We start from the raw sequence: 14,663 nt of genomic DNA on the forward strand, positions 1-14,663 counted from the left end.
TCCTGCGTATAGTGATTTGACGGAATTCGGAAATCAATTTCAGGCAGAGTATTGCGGATGCGGAAAGTTGCGATAGCGGCGGGCTTGGCGCTGATGCTGAGCGGGTGTGCTGCTGGACATGCGGCACGGGACGGAATTGTTGGCCCGGTGATTAAGAATAGCAGTTGGTTTTATCCAGAAGGGTGGGTGGGTAGAAATTACCTGCCTGGTGATACTCAGTTCGAAGACCTGTCGTTCTGGGAGCGAAGGTGGAACTTTCATCTGGCGTCGTTTCAGGAAGCCGCGTGGAATGGCCATCAGCGGAAGACCGGTGAGTGGGGGCTTAGAATTCTCTTGGGTCCTCCTGGCGAACTGCCGGCAGTCTTTAGAATCGAGCGGAGCCCTAGCGGGGCCTTGCTGACGCAGAAGACCGCCAAACCTCTGCACAATCGTGCATTCGGAAATGTGGAGAGCGCGCGGGTTACCGTCGAGAACATGCCGGCGCAGAAGCTGCCCTTTAAGGAGAGGGAAGCTCGGATCAGCGCTGAAGCGGCAGACAAGCTGCTGGACGTTGCACCCTTGGATGCGTTTTGCGCCCGGGACGGGGAGCGGTTTCTGATATTCGGCTTCTCCGACTGGCAGGTTGAATATACTCACAACTCCAGAACCTGCGTTTCGAACTTTGCTTCTCACACTTATTCCGGACAGCCTTGGCAGAGGTTCATGGAAGAAATGCTGCCGCACCTAGGATACAGCAAGCAGCAGATCACGCGCTTCGTTCAGTTCCACTGAGCATGCGGTTCCAATCTTTGCTGGGCAATGCCTCGCAAAAACCCGAACCATTGTTTTCAGATTGCCGCAGATGGGAGAATATTGCTGCAGTTGCAGCCTTTGCGGGGTACATCTGCGGCCAGCTAAGCACATGAGGAGGGCGCGCAGGTGGCTGAGAAGGGGATCAGGACGCAGGATTGGGCGGCATTCCGGGCCGAGGCGCAGCGGATGCTGGAGGCGGCGCTGGACCAGATGCAGGCAGCCGCGGAGCGTCCCTGGCAGCCGGTTCCGGAAGACATTGATGCGCGCTACGCGGTGACAGCCGAGGCGCGGGGGCCGCAGGAAACCGTGAACCGGATCATCTCGGATGTGCTGCCCTATCATGGCGGCAACACCCATCCGCGGTTCTGGGGCTGGGTGCAGGGATCAGGGCTGGCCTCGGATCTGATCAGCTCATTGGCGGCGGCTGCGGTGAACGCCAATATGGGCGGGCGCGACCATGGCGCGAACTATATGGAGCGTGCGGTGGTTGACTGGACCCGCCGCAAGATGGGGATGCCGGAGGGCGCCAGCGGGCTGCTGGTGACGGGGACGTCGCAGGCCACGGTGATAGCCTTTCAGGCGGCGCGCCTCCGGGTGCTGAAAGACCTGCGCAAGAGCGGGCAGGGGTCTGCAAGGCTGACGGCTTATGCGGGCGAGGGCGTGCATAATGCGACACTGAAGGCTGTGGAGCTTCTGGGCATTGGCTCGGAAAATCTGCGCAAGGTGCCTTTGGCCGGCGGTAAAATGGATTGTGCGGCTCTGGCCGAGATGGTTGCCGGAGACAAGGCCGCCGGGGCCGTGCCGTTTCTTGTGGTCGGCACCGCCGGATCGGTGGATCTGGGGCTTTATGATGATCTGAATGCGCTGGCGGATGCGGCGGCGGAACTGGGTCTGTGGCTGCATGTGGACGGGGCCTTTGGCGCCTGGACGCGGATTGCAGCAGAGCCTTACCGGTCGCTGTCCGACGGGATCGGCCGGGCTGACAGTATTGCGCTGGATTTCCACAAGTGGATGTATGTGGGCTATGACTGCGGCATGGCGCTGTTGCGCAACGAGGACGAGCACCGGGCGGCCTTTGCGGCGCGCCCCTCTTATCTGGAGGGCGCCGAGGGCGGGCTGGCGGGCGGCGAGCCGTGGTTCTGCGATTACGGCATCGATCTGTCCCGCGGCAACCGGGCCTTGAAAATCTGGACGGCGCTGGAGACCTATGGCGAGGCGGCGTTCTCGGAGGCGATCACCGGGAACTGCGAGCTGGCGTCCTTCATGGCGGCAGAGGTGGAGGCGCAACCCTTGATGGAACTGGGGGCGCCGGTGGTGTCCAATGTCTGCGTTTTCACCGCGCGCAGCGATCTGGAGCCTGAGGCGCAGTCGGATGTGAATGCGCGCATTGCCCAAACCCTGCAGGAAAGCGGCGAGGCCGTGTTCTCGACCACAAGGTCGCAAGGCCGGGTGATGCTGCGGGCCGCCATCGTCAACCACCGCAGCCGCGAAGCGGATGTAACGGCGGCGATTGCAGCCGTGGCACGCGAAGCCAGCCAAGCCTAGATTGCGCAGCTCACTTGCGGCAGCACAAGGTTCGCGCCTTCCCGGGAGGAAGGTCAGGCGCGGGCCGTGCGGCTTGCGCCTCACGTTCCGAATAGAGCGGTGTTTGACGTTCCGTTTCTGCTTTCCTCGCAAAGCGCAGCGGCTACTCTCCTGGGCAAACAGTCAGGGAGAGAAATATGGCTTGGATCAGGACCGTTCCTTTTGAAGAGGCAACCGGCAAGCTGAAGAAACTGTATGAGCGGGTGACCGGGCCGGGGAACAATGTCGACAACATCATGATGGTGCACTCGCTGCGGCCGCATTCGATGGAAGGCCATATGGCGATCTACAAGAATGTGCTGCACCACACCGGCAACAAGATCCCCAAGTGGTTTCTGGAGGTGCTGGGGGTGTGGGTGTCGTCCTTGAACGACTGCGCCTACTGCGTCGAGCATCATTTTGCAGGCCTGCAGCGGCTGCTGGGGGATGAGGCGCGCGGGCTGGCGGTCCGGGCAGCAATTGAAGCGCGCGATCCGGGTGCCGCGCCGCTGGATCCTGCGCAGATCGCCGCGATGGGCTATGCGCGCAAGCTGACCGAGGCGCCTGCCAGCGTTAGCGAAGCGGATGTGGCGGCCTTGCGCGAGGCCGGGTTTGATGACGGCGAGATCCTGGAGATCAACCAGGTGACCGCCTATTTTTCTTATGCCAACCGGACGGTGCTGGGGCTGGGATGCTCGGTCAAGGGGGATGTGCTGGGGCTGAGCCCGAACAACTCGGAGGACCCGCAGGACTGGGGGCACACATAAGGGGCGCTGCCCCTCGCGCGCCAGGCGCGCTCATCCCGGGGTATTTCAAACCAGAAAGAAGCAGGCGGCCTAAAGGGGCCGCTTTTTTCGTGCCGGCGGTGCATCTTTTGAGGCTGGTCAGCGCGGATCCGGGGCGCGGGCGGTCAGCCAGGGAAGCGATGTTCTTTTACACCGGCACCGCGGATGCGGCCTGGACGGTGACCAAGCCGAACTGAAAGAAACGGGCGCGGCTGGATTGCATGGGGCATTTCCAGCCGGTGCTGGCCTGCCCCGGCAAGGACCTGGAGACCGCTCAGTCGTCCGATCCGCTGATCGCGGGCCAGGCGCATTATGTGATCCATCAGTCCGATCATATCCTGTGCAAGGCGCTGCATCCCGAGACCCGCGCCCGCTGAAACCTGCTTGCATCGCGTGCTAGCTGTTGCGGGTGTGCGGTGCAGGGCTTAGATCTTTCGGCATGAAGTGTTTTGGTCCTTTTCTTGCGGTGTCTCTGCTGGCTCCGGCGGCGGCCGGGTCGCATCCGCATATCTTTGTCGATACTGCCGTGAAGGTTGTTGTCTCGGAAGCCGGAGAACTGCAGGCGGTGGAGATCACCTGGGCCTATGACGAGTTCTATTCGCTTCTGATCTTCGAGGACCGGGCGCTGGACAGCGACTATGACGGGACGCTGACGGCGGAGGAACTGGCGCAGCTGCAGGGCTTTGATATGTCCTGGGTCGAGGGGTACGAGGGCGATACCTATCTGACGCTGGACGGCGAGGCGCTGGCGCTGGGTGCACCGGAGCATCTGTCGACGGAGGTTGCAGACGGGCGGATAACCACACGGCACCGCAGGGCGCTGGTGCAGCCGCAAGCGGCTGACGGGGTGGTGATCAAGGCCTATGATCCAACCTATTACACTGCCTATACCGTGAACCGGGGGCTTGAGGTCACCGGCGGCTGCCAGGGCAGTATCACGCCGCCCAACCTGGATCAGGCCTATACCATGGTGGAGGAGCTGCTTTATGCAATGCCGGCAGAGCAGGCTGAGGAGAGCTATCCGAAAGTCGGGGAGGCTTTTGCCGATACCCTGCGCTTGAGCTGCGGCGCGTAAGGTGAAGGTTCTATTAACAATAGCAGCGCTGAGTGTGGCGGCTTCGGCGGTTTGGCTTTGGGGTTTTGGCGGGTCCGGAGCGGTCTCGGCCTGGGCTGCCGAAGGCCAGCGCGAGGCGCAGAATGCCATGGCGCGGGGGCTGCGGGCGCTGCGGGCCGGCGAGCCTGGGGCGCTGCTGGCGCTCTTGTCCTTGTGTTTTGCCTATGGCTTTTTCCACGCCGCCGGGCCCGGCCACGGCAAGCTGGTGATCGGCGGCTACGGCATGGGCAAGCCGGTGCCTTTGACCCGGCTGGCAGGGCTGGCGCTGGCGTCCTCGCTGGCGCAGGCGGCCACTGCGGTGGTTCTGGTCGCAGGCGGGCTGCTGCTGCTCGATTGGGGGCGCGAGCAGCTGACCAGCGCGGCAGAGGACGTTCTGGCGCCGGTGTCGTACGGGCTGATCGCCCTTGTCGGCCTATGGCTGCTGCTGCGCGGCGTGCGGCGGCTGCTGGCGAGCCGTGCTGTTCAAGCAGAGGCGCATGCGGGGCATCATCATCATAGTCACCATCACGGGCATGATCAGGAAGACGGGGTCTGCGCCTCTTGCGGGCACCGCCATGGTCCGACGATGGAGGAGGCCGCCGGTGCCCACTCCCTGCGCGATGCGCTGGCGATTGTGGGGGCAGTGGCGCTGCGGCCCTGCACCGGAGCGGTGTTTCTGCTGCTGCTGACCTGGCGCATGGGCGTCCTTTGGGCCGGGATTGCCGGGGCTTTTGCCATGGGGCTGGGCACGGCGACCGTGACCGTGGCGGTTGCGGCTGCAGCAGTCACCATGCGCAAGGGCGCGCTGGCGCAGATGGAGGGCACCGGCGCGCTGCGGGCCGCGGCGCTGCTGGAGATCCTGGCGGGCGCCGTGGTGGCGGTGCTGGCCAGCCAGATCATGCTGCGGGGTTTGTGAGAGAGGCCGGCCCATGCAGCAGGTGAGAGGCACGCTGTTGAAACTGATCGCCTTGCCGTTTGTCCTGGGTGCGTTTTGGGTTTGGCTTTCTATCGGTGAGCCCGGCTTTGACATTTATGCGCTGCTTCCGATCCAGCCTTTTGAGGAAAGTGAGGCGCGTGTCCTGGAGCCTGCGGTTGGCTGGGCAATCATTGGTGCGCTTCTAGCAACCGGGTTGATCCTTTGGCGGGCCGGTTCGAAATTCTCAGGTTTGAGGAAGGCAAAGTTCAGGTAAGGAGAGATAACTCGCCTTCAGCTTGAATTCCTCCCTCTCGAAACTAACTAAAGGTGTCGTTGCGAGATAACGGAGTTACATTGGTGTCGGGTTTTCTGTTTAAAGAATACGATGTCTGCCATGCAAAGATGTCATACGCAGTCGATCAGCTACAAAAGATTGAAGTTTACCTCTTCTCTGCATTGTCTGCGGTTTATGCATGGTACTTTAGTACCGCGCCCTCAAAAGCTAGCGATGTTACGGGTGAGGGCGTAGGCTTCGAAAACTTTCAGTACGTGCTTTGGATTCCGCCAGGCTTGGCCTTTCTTGCTTTATACCGATCTCAGATGCAGCTGCGCTACATCGAAACTCTTGCTGAATACCTAAGCATGCTGGAGTGCCAGTTATCGCGGAGTGGTTCCGATTGCTCGTGGCCTTACACTGGCTGGGAGACTTGGTACAAAATCAAAGGGCCCAGAGCGTGGAATGTTCGCTTTCGGATGTATTTTTGGACTGTGATGATAGCGGTTACTTGTTCTGTCCCATTCGCTATCTGACCTTTGTTAGCGCAACAAAGAAACTCTATTCGGACAGGGCATCATCCAGCATTGCAAACAGCGGCGACAGCGTCAGATGCGCCGACATCAGCGCGGCCATCGGGGCGGCTTGCTCTTGCTTGGTCATCTCGTGCCACAGCGTCAGCGATTTGCGGCGCAGCTGGGGGCCGTGGGGATGCGCTTTGCCATAGGGGGAGGGAACGCGCTTCAGCTCGGGCTCCTTGGCAGGGAAGCCGCCAAGCGCCAGCACGCCGAGGAGGGCTGAGGCCTCATCCCCCCATGCGCCGTCCAGCGCTTCGCGCCAGCGGGTGGTCTGCTGGGGTGAGAAGCTCATGAGGCCGCCGCCGGCGGTGCAGTAATCGGGGGCGATGCCGAAGAACAGCGCGCAGCCCGCGCCGTTCACCGTCCACATCATGTGCAGATGGGTGTTGTAGGGCGTCTTGTCCTTGGAAAACCGCACATCGCGCTGGGGGCGGAACAGTTTGGTTGAGACCTTGGCGCCGCTGCGCTTGGAAATTGCCTGGGCAACCTCGTCCAGCAGCAGCAGGGCCGGGGCTTTCAGCTGCGTCTCGTACTGCTCCTTGTGATCGTTGAACCACTCCCGGCTGTTGTTCTGCTGAAGCCCGGCCAGAAAGCGGCGGGCGTCGGGGATCAGCTGGGCGAAAGCGTCGGGCATCAAGGGGCTCCTGCAGGGGGTGTGGTCCTTGTGCAGAATACCACCAATGCCCTGTGCACTGGCAAGGGAACTCTGCTCTTGCGGGGGGATGCGGGCCGTCATATGGCTGGCTGTATGAGTATGTTAGCGACCAAAACTTCCGGGATGTCCGTCGGCGGCCATGCCCGCGCAATTGCCGTGCTGGGGCTGCCGCTGATCGGCGGCCATGTGGCGCAGTTTGCCATCGGCCTCACCGATACCGTCATGCTGGGCTGGTACGGGGTGGAGGAACTGGCGGCGGTGACGCTGGGGTCGACCTATTTCTTCTCGATCTTCCTCCTGGGGTCGGGCTTTGCCTTTGCGGTGATGCCGATGGTTGCGGCAGCGGCCGGGGCCGGGGAGGAGCGGCAGATCCGCCGCTCGACCCGTATGGGGCTGTGGCTGTCGCTTCTCTATGGTGCGCTGGCGGTGCCGCTGTTGTGGTGGTCGGAGCCGATTCTGCTCATGCTGGGGCAGGAGGCGGCGGTGGCGCATGATGCGGCGGAGTACCTGCGGATTGCCGGCTGGGCGATCTTTCCGGCGCTATTGTACATGGTGGCCAAGTCATATCTGGCGGCGCTGGAGCATACCCAGGTGGTACTGTGGATGTCGGTGCTGGCGGCGGTGCTGAACGCGCTGGTGAACTACGCGCTGATCTTCGGCAACTGGGGTGCGCCGGAGCTGGGGATCACCGGGGCGGCGATTGCCTCTTTGGTGACCAACGGCGTGTCCTTTGGCCTTGTGCTGGCCTATGCGCTGAAGGTGCTGCCGGAGCATGAGCTGCTGAAAAATTTCCAGCGTCCCGACTGGGAGATGCTGGGCAAAGTATTCCGCATGGGGGCGCCGATCGGGCTGACGACGCTGGCCGAGACCAGCCTGTTTGCGGCCTCGGCGATGATGATGGGCTGGCTGGGCACGGTGCCGCTGGCCGCCCACGGCATTGCGATCTCGCTGGCGGGGCTCACGTTTATGGTGCACCTTGGCCTGTCCAATGCGGCCACGGTCCGGGTCGGCAATGCTTTTGGCCGCCAGGACCAGGCGCATATGGCGCGCGGCGGCAAGGTGGTGACGGCGATGTCGCTGGCGGTCTCGGTGGTTGGGATCACCCTGTTCCTGACCATTCCCGATCCGCTGATGTCGCTGTTCCTGGACCCGGCAGACCCGCGCAAGGCGGAGATTCTGCTGATCGGAGGGGGGCTCTTGGCGGCGGCGGCACTGTTCCAGATGATGGACGGAATGCAGGCGATTGCGCTGGGGCTGCTGCGCGGGGTGCAGGACACCGGCGTGCCGATGGTGATTGCGGTGCTGAGCTATTGGGCGGTGGGCATCCCGGCATCCTATGTGATGGGATTCCTGCTGGGCTGGGGCGGTATTGGTGTCTGGGCCGGTCTGGTGGCGGGCCTGTCTGCAGCGGGTCTGTTCCTGATGCTGCGGTTCTGGCGGCGCTCGATCAAGACTGTGGGTCAGGCCGCGTGATGTGCAGCGGCACCATCCTGCAGTTCGGCATTCCGCGGGTGGTGGTGGGCGACATCAGGACCTTTGGCGGCAACGAGGACTTCCTGCGCTCCAAAGGCGTCGAGGTGGCGATTGCCGATGATCCGGACTGCATCGCGCTGATGGAGCGATTTATCCGCGAGAAGCCGGAGCTGTGGGCGGAAGACATCGCCGAGTGAGGAAGCCTCTGGCGAAACCGTGGCATTTTGCGTCGGGTTTCGGGGGTACTGGATGAGGGCTCCGCTGTAGGGTCCGCGCAGATTTGCAAATCATGCGCGGGCTGCCTTGTGGCGGTGCGCGGCATCAGGAGGCTTTCCCATGTCCAAACCCGTTGTTCTGATCACCTCGGCCACCGGCCGCATCGGCCGCGAGCTGGTCGCACGCCTGGCAGAGGCCGGCGGCTTCACCGTACGCGCCTGCTACTTCAGCGAGTCCAAGGCGGAGATGCTGAAATCCTTGGGCGCTGATGAGGTGGTCAAGTTCGACCTGTCGGAGCCTGCCACCTGGGAGGCTGCGCTGGACGGCGTCTCGGCGATCTACTCCGCCTCGCTGGATCCGATGCTGGAAGGGCATCTGAATTTCTGCAAGGCGCTGGGGGAGCGCAAGGCACAGATCAAGCATGTGGTGCGCGTCAGCTGCATGGGCGCGGATACCAACACCGCCGACTACGATGCAGACACCCATGCCTCGCGCGCCGGTGCCGGCATTCCGCTGATGCTGCAGCACTACTGGTGGGGCGAGAAGGCGCTGATCGATGCGGGCCTGAACGTCACTGCGCTGCGCAACAACTTCTTCATGAACCACCTCTTGAAGACCGATTGCGAAACCATTGAAAACGAGGGCTGGTTCTCGAACCCGCTGGGCGATATGCGCAACTCCTTCGTGGCGACCCGCGATATTGCCGAAGCCGCAGCCGTGGTGCTGAGCGAAGGCGCGGAGCGTCATGGCAACAAGTTCTACGACATCACCGGCCCGGCGCCGCAGTCGATGGCGGAAATCGCCGCCGACCTGGGCCGCGCCATGGGCAAGGAGATCGAATACCGCGCCCAGTCGATGGAGCAGTTCGAGGCCGATTTCGGCGCCACCCGGGCTGAGTTCTTCGAGTATCTGACCAATGGTTTCTACACCCGCTGCAGCCCGGATTTCTACAACATCACCGGCCATAAGCCGACCTCCTACTATGACTACCTGACCACCAAGGGCGCCAGCGGCGAAACCGGCTTGGAAGAGCTGTGGCAGGGCAACCTGTGGAAGAAGGGCGTTGATGCGATGAAAGACGCGGCGGGCGCCAAGGCGTCTTAAGTCACAGAGGCTTGCGGGCCGCGCCCCGGCGGGGCCCGCGTTGGCTGCTCATAGGGGCGGGCTGTTCAATCCAGATCCACGATCTGCCAGCCGCCGCCCTGGTGGCAGGCCAGGCCGCGGCGCCAGCGGCCTTCGCCGAACCGGGCATCAAAGCTGCGGCAGCGGCTGCCGCCGCGGCGGCTCCACTGCAGCGGGCGCAGCGCGTAATCCAGCCCGGTCTCCCGGTTCACAAAATCGAACATCTGATTGCTGCCGGCATATGCAAGGGCTGAGCCGATGCAGCGGCGGTCGCGGCTGTCGATGCGCTGGCCGATCTCGCTGCCCAGCAGCGCGCCCAGCACCGAGCCTGCGGCAATCGCCAGCGCATCGCCGTCACCCAGCCGCGAACCCGCCGCGGCGCCTGCCGCGGTACCCAGCAGCGTGCCAAGCGATTGGGAGTTGCAGGTGAAAATGGTCCCGCTGGGCTGCTGCTTGTGCCGGTGCCCGGCAGCTGCGGGCGGAGCAAACTGCGGGAAATGGCCGATATGGGAGCAGTCGCCCTTTTCCTGCGACTTGACCTCGCCGCTGGAGAACTTGACCTGGTATTTGAACTGGCAGCGATGGTCCTTGTACTCGTATTTGTACTGATCGCCTTTGTTCTGCACTTTGACCTTCGGCCCGCCTGCTGCGGCAGGAAGGGCGGTGACGGCACAGAGGAGAGCGATGGCGAGCGGAGCAAGGGGACGCATGCTGGGGGTCTTTCGTCTTTTGCCCGGCCGGGCTGGCCGGGGTTCCAATGCTCAATCACGCGGCGGCCAAGGCGTCCAGAGGCGGCGGCAGGCAGGGTGGAAAGCGGCGGAGCCTTGCCAATAGGCCGATGCCGCGATTTTGAAGACGGGCGGGCCGTGGCAGGGCGGCGGATGTGCTAGGCTGGCGGTGGAAACAACGGCGCAGCGGAAGGGAATGGCTTCTATGAACTGGCGGCGCGCAATTGCAGTATTCCGGCAGATGGGCTTGCTGGCTGCCGTGCTGGCAATGTGGCTGGCGCCAGGCGCATTGTCGGCGGAAAGCGCCGGCGTTGGGCCGCCGCAGAGGCCGGGGCTGATGTGGAACCGGACCGGGCTGCCAGCGGTGTTCCCGCTGCAGGTGAAGTCGCCAAAGGGGGCGGACTACTTTCTGACGCTGCATGATCACGGGACCGGCGAGGCCGCGCTGGCTGCCTATATCGAGGGCGGCGCCTTTTTCAAAGTGCTGGTGCCGCCGGGGCGCTTTGTCCTGCGTTTTGCCAGCGGCACCAAATGGCAGGGGGAAGAGGCCCTGTTCGGCGCCGGAACGCAGCATTTCGAAATGCCGGAGCCCTTGGAATTCGCCGTCCGCGGGCTGGGGAGCAAGGCTGGCCATATCGTGACCCTGCGGCAGCCGCGCCCTGGCCGCAGCTGGCTGGCCGGATTGAAAGAACAATCTATCTGCCAGATTGCCCGGCTGGAGGTGCCGGATCCCGCGCTGCTTGATCCGCAGCCGGGCCGCCGCCTGTTTGAGCTGGGCCTGGAGGCGCAAGAAAATGCGCAGCAGCACATCAGGCAGCAGGAGGCGGAGCGCCTCAGGCGCCGCGATCTTGAGCGGGCTGGAGAGACAAGCAGGCTGCGGGCGCGGTCAGTCCCGGAGCCGCCGGTTCCGTATCAGGCATTGCAAACGCAAGAAAAGGTAGAGCCTTTGCCGCGGCAAAGCTTCCGGTCCTACATGGTGCGGTCGCGGTTCTGCGGCTGAGAGGGGCTATTCGCCCTCGCGGGCCTTGATCAGCCGGTCGGCCTTCTTGCGCACCAGAACGCTGCGCAGGTCGTGCATCGCCAGCAACAGTGCGTCAGTGACCTTTTCCAGCTGCTCATCGCTGGCGCGGCTGTTGGCCCAGTGGGTCGTCAGGTTCAAATGGTCGATGGCGCGGTGGATGTCGTCCACGTCGCGGGCCGCCAATGTGGCGGTGCGGGCTTCCATCCAGGATTTGATCTCGGCAATGTCCTGCTCGGACAGTGCGCGCTGGCCGTGCGGTTTGATCTCGCCGTTGCGGATGTTCACAACGGCGATCTGATCCATCTCGATCCGCCGCTGGCGGTTCTCGGTATCGACACGGAAGACAAAAGCGCCGTTCTCACGGACGCGGAAGTAGTATTCCGGCAGTTCGGCGCTCATGCCTTGTCTCCCGTTTAAGTCAGTGCGGCGCAGAATTTCTGGATGCGGCTGCAAGCCGTCTCCAGCGCTTCGTCCGAGGTAGCGTAGCTGACGCGGAAGTTGGGCGACAGACCGAAGGCTGCGCCAAAGACCACAGCGACATCGGCCTCTTCCAGCAGGGCAGTGGCGAAATCCTCGTCTGTTTCGATTACCTTGCCCGCGGGTGTGGTCTTGCCGATCAATCCGGCGATGGACGGGTAGACGTAGAATGCGCCTTCCGGCACCGGGCAGGAGATGCCGTCGATCTTGTTCAGCATGGAGACCACCAGGTTGCGGCGGCGCACGAATGTCTCGTTGTTGGGCGCCAGGAAGTCCTGAGTGCCATTGAGCGCCTCAACCGCGGCCCACTGGCTGACCGAGCAGGGGTTGGAAGTGGACTGCGACTGCACCTTGCGCATGGCGGCGATCAGCTTTTCCGGGCCTGCGGCATAGCCGATGCGCCAGCCGGTCATGGCATAGGCTTTGGAGACGCCGTTGCAGGTGAGGGTGCGCTCATAAAGCGCGGGCTCAACCTGCGCCGGGGTGCAGAATTCGAACCCGTCATAGGCGAGGTGCTCGTACATGTCGTCGGTCATGATCCAGACATGGGGATGGCGCAGCAGCACCTCGGTCAGTGCCCTCAGCTCCTCCCAGCTGTAGCCCGCGCCGGTCGGGTTGGAGGGCGAGTTGAAGATGAACCATTTGGTTTTGGGCGTGATCGCGGCCTCAAGCTGATCCGCGGTCAGCTTGAAATTGGTCTGGATCGAGGTTTCGGCAACCACCGGCGTGCCGCCTGCCAGCAGCACCATGTCGGGGTAAGAGACCCAATAGGGCGCCGGGATCACCACTTCGTCGCCCGCGTTCAGGGTCGCCATCAGGGCGTTGTAGAGCGTCTGCTTGCCGCCGGTGCCGACTGAGACCTGCGCGGGCGTGTAGTCCAGCCCGTGGTCGCGCTTCATCTTTGCGCAAACGGCCTGTTTCAGCTCCGGAATACCGTCGGGGGCGGTGTATTTGGTCTTGCCTGCGGCGATGGCGGCGACGGCTGCGTCCTTGATGTTCTGCGGCGTGTCAAAGTCCGGCTCGCCGGCGGAAAGACCGATGACGTCGCGTCCCGCGGCCTTCAATTCAGCCGCTTTTGCGGTCATGGCTATGGTCGGCGACGGTTTGACGCGGCTGAGGGTATCCGACAGGAAAGACATTAGGCTGGCCCTGGTTTGTATGTTCTGCGGAACTGTCATAGGGTGCCGCCAGACAGCGATCAAGCTGCATTGGCAACAGTATAAGGAGAACTGACGATGGAAGCGCAGGAGACTGACTGGTACGGCCCGGATGCAGCAACTTTCGGCGACCGGGTGGCCGCCGCGCGCGAGGCTGCTGGCATGACCCAGGCACAGCTGGCCCGCCGGCTGGGCATCAAGAAAGCAACGCTTGCGGCCTGGGAGCAGGATCTGTCCGAGCCGCGCGCCAACAAGCTGACGATGATGGCGGGTGTTCTGAACGTGTCGATGTCCTGGCTGCTGACTGGCGAGGGCGAGGGCATGTCTGAGCCGGTTGGCGCCGACGTGGGGCTGGGCGAATTTGCCGGCATTTTGAAGGAAATGCGCGAATTGCGCGGCGAAATGCGCAGCAATGCCGAGCGTGCTGCGCGGCTGGAGAAGAAGCTGCGCAACCTGCTGCAGGCGGCTGAGGCAGCCGAGGTAGCCGGAGCAGAGGCATGAGCGAGTCCCGCGAAGTCCGGCTGAAGCGGCTGCAAATGCGTTCGATGCGGCGGGGAATCAAGGAGATGGACATTCTCCTGTCGGGGTTTGCCGCTGCCAATCTGGCGCAGATGGATGACGCCCGGCTGGATCTTTACGACGCCCTGCTGCACGAGAATGATCAGGATTTGTATCAATGGGTTACCGGGCAGGCCGCGCCGGCTGAGCCGTTCCGCGCGCTGGTGGAAGACATAGCGCAAACGTACCAAAAATAATAAAATTCCGGCTTAACTGATTTTTCGGGAATTGTTGGCATCTTGCCTCAAGAGCAAATTCGAGTCGGAGATGCGAATGAGTATGGAAATGCCAATCGGCCAGACGGACCGCAAAGGGTTTATGACTGGCTATCTGGAGGCGCTGGCGCTGGTCGAGCGTCTCCACCGTCTGCTGCTGGACGTCATCAAGGATGAATTCGAACGCGTTGGGGTGCTGGAAATCAACGCAGTCCAGGCGCTCCTGCTGTTCAATATCGGCGATAACGAGGTAACCGCCGGGGAATTGAAGACCCGCGGCTACTATCAGGGCAGCAATGTCAGCTACAACCTGAAGAAGCTGGTCGAGATGGGCTATATGCACCATCAGCGCTGCGAGATCGACCGCCGTTCAGTGCGGGTGCGACTGACCCAGCGCGGCCGCGAAATCCGCGATATCGTGTCGGCCTTGTTTTCCCGCCATGCGGAGGGGCTGGAAGGCAAAAACGTGATCTCTTCTGAAGGGATCGAGGATATTACCGCCTCGCTGAAGCGGGTGGAGCGTTACTGGTCGGATCAGATCCGCTACATCTATTAAGACGCCAGACGGGCAGATTAGCCCGGCAGGCAGCAGGCCGTGCAGACCGGGGAAATCCGGCGGGCCGAAACAGGGGCATGAGGGGAAACCGTGCTCTGGACGTATTGAAGGGCAAAGCGCCGGGACCCGGGACAGGGGCCATGGCAGATGGTTGCAGAAGTAGCCGCCCTTATTACTTGGTTTGATGGTTGCAGGAAACCAAAGAGCGGCGGGAGATGCCGCGGCGAACGGGCAGCACCACAGCGGCGCTGCACCGGGTTTTCTGCGTTCCGGGAAAGGAAACTCTGCCGCATCCAGTATTCAAAGAGGCGGGCGATTGCTCCCAAAGCCAGATGTTCTGAGCATGTGTGCCGCAGCTCTCCAGCACGCTTGCTGAGACACGGCCGCCTACCGCACTTGCCGCCGCCTCATCTTCCGAAAAGAACCGGCGCCTTAAGGGAATATGCCTGTGCCGCGGCTGTGGAGCCCAAGACTTTTTGGAAAA

At 62.8% G+C, this 14,663-nt stretch carries 17 protein-coding genes and 1 pseudogene; 14 read left to right on the forward strand and 4 right to left on the reverse strand.

The window, feature by feature from the left end; genetic code table 11:
- The first annotated feature begins 57 nt into the window (after positions 1-57).
- From RA20_RS03280 to RA20_RS03305, 7 genes and pseudogenes are all read left to right on the forward strand, one after another.
- On the forward strand, positions 58-771 hold the full coding sequence (locus RA20_RS03280) for a hypothetical protein (RefSeq protein WP_039124621.1): 714 nt from the start codon (positions 58-60) through the stop codon (positions 769-771).
- A gap of 147 nt (positions 772-918) precedes the next feature.
- Positions 919-2,337, forward strand: coding sequence for a pyridoxal phosphate-dependent decarboxylase family protein (locus RA20_RS03285; RefSeq protein ID WP_039124623.1), 1,419 nt, complete (start codon positions 919-921; stop codon positions 2,335-2,337).
- A 176-nt stretch (positions 2,338-2,513) separates the two neighbouring features.
- Positions 2,514-3,122: a carboxymuconolactone decarboxylase family protein gene (locus tag RA20_RS03290; protein WP_039124625.1), complete on the forward strand. Its 609-nt coding sequence runs from the start codon at positions 2,514-2,516 to the stop codon at positions 3,120-3,122.
- Between the two features lie 146 nt (positions 3,123-3,268).
- A pseudogene (locus RA20_RS24890) lies at positions 3,269-3,517 on the forward strand (polyphosphate kinase 2); the annotation flags it as partial.
- A 62-nt stretch (positions 3,518-3,579) separates the two neighbouring features.
- Positions 3,580-4,215, forward strand: a complete 636-nt coding sequence (locus RA20_RS03295) for a DUF1007 family protein (protein WP_039124628.1) — start codon at positions 3,580-3,582, stop codon at positions 4,213-4,215.
- A gap of 1 nt (position 4,216) precedes the next feature.
- The gene (locus RA20_RS03300; RefSeq protein WP_039124630.1) at positions 4,217-5,149 is read left to right on the forward strand and encodes a nickel/cobalt transporter; all 933 of its coding nucleotides are present in this window, start codon (positions 4,217-4,219) and stop codon (positions 5,147-5,149) included.
- 13 nt (positions 5,150-5,162) lie between these two features.
- Entirely contained in the window at positions 5,163-5,423 is a 261-nt protein-coding gene (locus tag RA20_RS03305; RefSeq protein WP_039124632.1) for a hypothetical protein, read from the forward strand.
- A gap of 561 nt (positions 5,424-5,984) precedes the next feature.
- On the opposite strand, the gene RA20_RS03315 is transcribed toward RA20_RS03305, so the two are convergent.
- Positions 5,985-6,635 (reverse strand): TIGR02453 family protein, encoded by a 651-nt coding sequence (locus RA20_RS03315; protein WP_039124639.1) that lies wholly within the window; start codon positions 6,633-6,635, stop codon positions 5,985-5,987.
- A 120-nt stretch (positions 6,636-6,755) separates the two neighbouring features.
- On the opposite strand from RA20_RS03315, the gene RA20_RS03320 reads away from it, so the two are divergent.
- From RA20_RS03320 to RA20_RS03330, 3 genes are all read left to right on the forward strand, one after another.
- A complete protein-coding gene (locus tag RA20_RS03320) occupies positions 6,756-8,129 on the forward strand; it encodes an MATE family efflux transporter (RefSeq protein WP_152618425.1) in 1,374 nt (457 codons plus the stop codon).
- Entirely contained in the window at positions 8,129-8,326 is a 198-nt protein-coding gene (locus tag RA20_RS03325; protein ID WP_241482204.1) for a hypothetical protein, read from the forward strand. Before RA20_RS03320 ends, RA20_RS03325 begins: the two co-directional genes overlap by 1 nt.
- Before the next feature lie 139 nt (positions 8,327-8,465).
- The gene (locus RA20_RS03330) at positions 8,466-9,449 is read left to right on the forward strand and encodes an NAD(P)H-binding protein (RefSeq protein ID WP_039124644.1); all 984 of its coding nucleotides are present in this window, start codon (positions 8,466-8,468) and stop codon (positions 9,447-9,449) included.
- 65 nt (positions 9,450-9,514) lie between these two features.
- On the opposite strand, the gene RA20_RS24525 is transcribed toward RA20_RS03330, so the two are convergent.
- Positions 9,515-10,177, reverse strand: a complete 663-nt coding sequence (locus RA20_RS24525) for a glycine zipper 2TM domain-containing protein (protein ID WP_052248803.1) — start codon at positions 10,175-10,177, stop codon at positions 9,515-9,517.
- Positions 10,178-10,400: 223 nt separating this feature from the next.
- Here RA20_RS24525 and RA20_RS03340 point away from each other — a divergent pair, with 223 nt between their 5' ends.
- Positions 10,401-11,195, forward strand: coding sequence for a hypothetical protein (locus tag RA20_RS03340; protein WP_039124645.1), 795 nt, complete (start codon positions 10,401-10,403; stop codon positions 11,193-11,195).
- Positions 11,196-11,201: 6 nt separating this feature from the next.
- Here RA20_RS03340 and RA20_RS03345 read toward each other — a convergent pair whose 3' ends face one another.
- Positions 11,202-11,615 carry a hypothetical protein gene (locus tag RA20_RS03345; RefSeq protein ID WP_039124646.1) on the reverse strand — a complete coding sequence of 138 codons (414 nt, stop codon included), beginning with the start codon at positions 11,613-11,615 and terminating at the stop codon, positions 11,202-11,204.
- Positions 11,616-11,629: 14 nt separating this feature from the next.
- Positions 11,630-12,832 (reverse strand): pyridoxal phosphate-dependent aminotransferase, encoded by a 1,203-nt coding sequence (locus RA20_RS03350; protein ID WP_039124650.1) that lies wholly within the window; start codon positions 12,830-12,832, stop codon positions 11,630-11,632.
- A gap of 96 nt (positions 12,833-12,928) precedes the next feature.
- On the opposite strand from RA20_RS03350, the gene RA20_RS03355 reads away from it, so the two are divergent.
- From RA20_RS03355 to RA20_RS03365, 3 genes are all read left to right on the forward strand, one after another.
- The gene (locus RA20_RS03355; protein WP_039124652.1) at positions 12,929-13,351 is read left to right on the forward strand and encodes a helix-turn-helix domain-containing protein; all 423 of its coding nucleotides are present in this window, start codon (positions 12,929-12,931) and stop codon (positions 13,349-13,351) included.
- Positions 13,348-13,605: an FAD assembly factor SdhE gene (locus tag RA20_RS03360; protein WP_039124654.1), complete on the forward strand. Its 258-nt coding sequence runs from the start codon at positions 13,348-13,350 to the stop codon at positions 13,603-13,605. The genes RA20_RS03355 and RA20_RS03360 overlap by 4 nt, the downstream gene beginning before the upstream one ends.
- 76 nt (positions 13,606-13,681) lie before the next feature.
- Positions 13,682-14,179 carry a MarR family winged helix-turn-helix transcriptional regulator gene (locus tag RA20_RS03365; protein WP_193748761.1) on the forward strand — a complete coding sequence of 166 codons (498 nt, stop codon included), beginning with the start codon at positions 13,682-13,684 and terminating at the stop codon, positions 14,177-14,179.
- The last annotated feature ends 484 nt before the right edge of the window (positions 14,180-14,663 follow it).

Source organism: Leisingera sp. ANG-Vp, assembly GCF_000813725.1.
GTDB lineage: Bacteria > Pseudomonadota > Alphaproteobacteria > Rhodobacterales > Rhodobacteraceae > Leisingera.

What these genes read in the sequence shown, in the direction of transcription:
- RA20_RS03295 (WP_039124628.1), top strand. Translation starts at nt 3,580, where the DNA reads ATGAAGTGTTTTGGTCCTTTTCTTGCGGTGTCTCTGCTGGCTCCGGCG.
- RA20_RS03350 (WP_039124650.1), bottom strand. Translation starts at nt 12,832, where the DNA reads ATGTCTTTCCTGTCGGATACCCTCAGCCGCGTCAAACCGTCGCCGACC.
- RA20_RS03315 (WP_039124639.1), bottom strand. Translation starts at nt 6,635, where the DNA reads ATGCCCGACGCTTTCGCCCAGCTGATCCCCGACGCCCGCCGCTTTCTG.
- RA20_RS03355 (WP_039124652.1), top strand. Translation starts at nt 12,929, where the DNA reads ATGGAAGCGCAGGAGACTGACTGGTACGGCCCGGATGCAGCAACTTTC.
- RA20_RS03320 (WP_152618425.1), top strand. Translation starts at nt 6,756, where the DNA reads ATGTTAGCGACCAAAACTTCCGGGATGTCCGTCGGCGGCCATGCCCGC.
- RA20_RS03330 (WP_039124644.1), top strand. Translation starts at nt 8,466, where the DNA reads ATGTCCAAACCCGTTGTTCTGATCACCTCGGCCACCGGCCGCATCGGC.
- RA20_RS03280 (WP_039124621.1), top strand. Translation starts at nt 58, where the DNA reads ATGCGGAAAGTTGCGATAGCGGCGGGCTTGGCGCTGATGCTGAGCGGG.
- RA20_RS03305 (WP_039124632.1), top strand. Translation starts at nt 5,163, where the DNA reads ATGCAGCAGGTGAGAGGCACGCTGTTGAAACTGATCGCCTTGCCGTTT.
- RA20_RS03325 (WP_241482204.1), top strand. Translation starts at nt 8,129, where the DNA reads ATGTGCAGCGGCACCATCCTGCAGTTCGGCATTCCGCGGGTGGTGGTG.
- RA20_RS24525 (WP_052248803.1), bottom strand. Translation starts at nt 10,177, where the DNA reads ATGCGTCCCCTTGCTCCGCTCGCCATCGCTCTCCTCTGTGCCGTCACC.
- RA20_RS03365 (WP_193748761.1), top strand. Translation starts at nt 13,682, where the DNA reads ATGAGTATGGAAATGCCAATCGGCCAGACGGACCGCAAAGGGTTTATG.
- RA20_RS03345 (WP_039124646.1), bottom strand. Translation starts at nt 11,615, where the DNA reads ATGAGCGCCGAACTGCCGGAATACTACTTCCGCGTCCGTGAGAACGGC.
- RA20_RS03340 (WP_039124645.1), top strand. Translation starts at nt 10,401, where the DNA reads ATGAACTGGCGGCGCGCAATTGCAGTATTCCGGCAGATGGGCTTGCTG.
- RA20_RS03290 (WP_039124625.1), top strand. Translation starts at nt 2,514, where the DNA reads ATGGCTTGGATCAGGACCGTTCCTTTTGAAGAGGCAACCGGCAAGCTG.
- RA20_RS03360 (WP_039124654.1), top strand. Translation starts at nt 13,348, where the DNA reads ATGAGCGAGTCCCGCGAAGTCCGGCTGAAGCGGCTGCAAATGCGTTCG.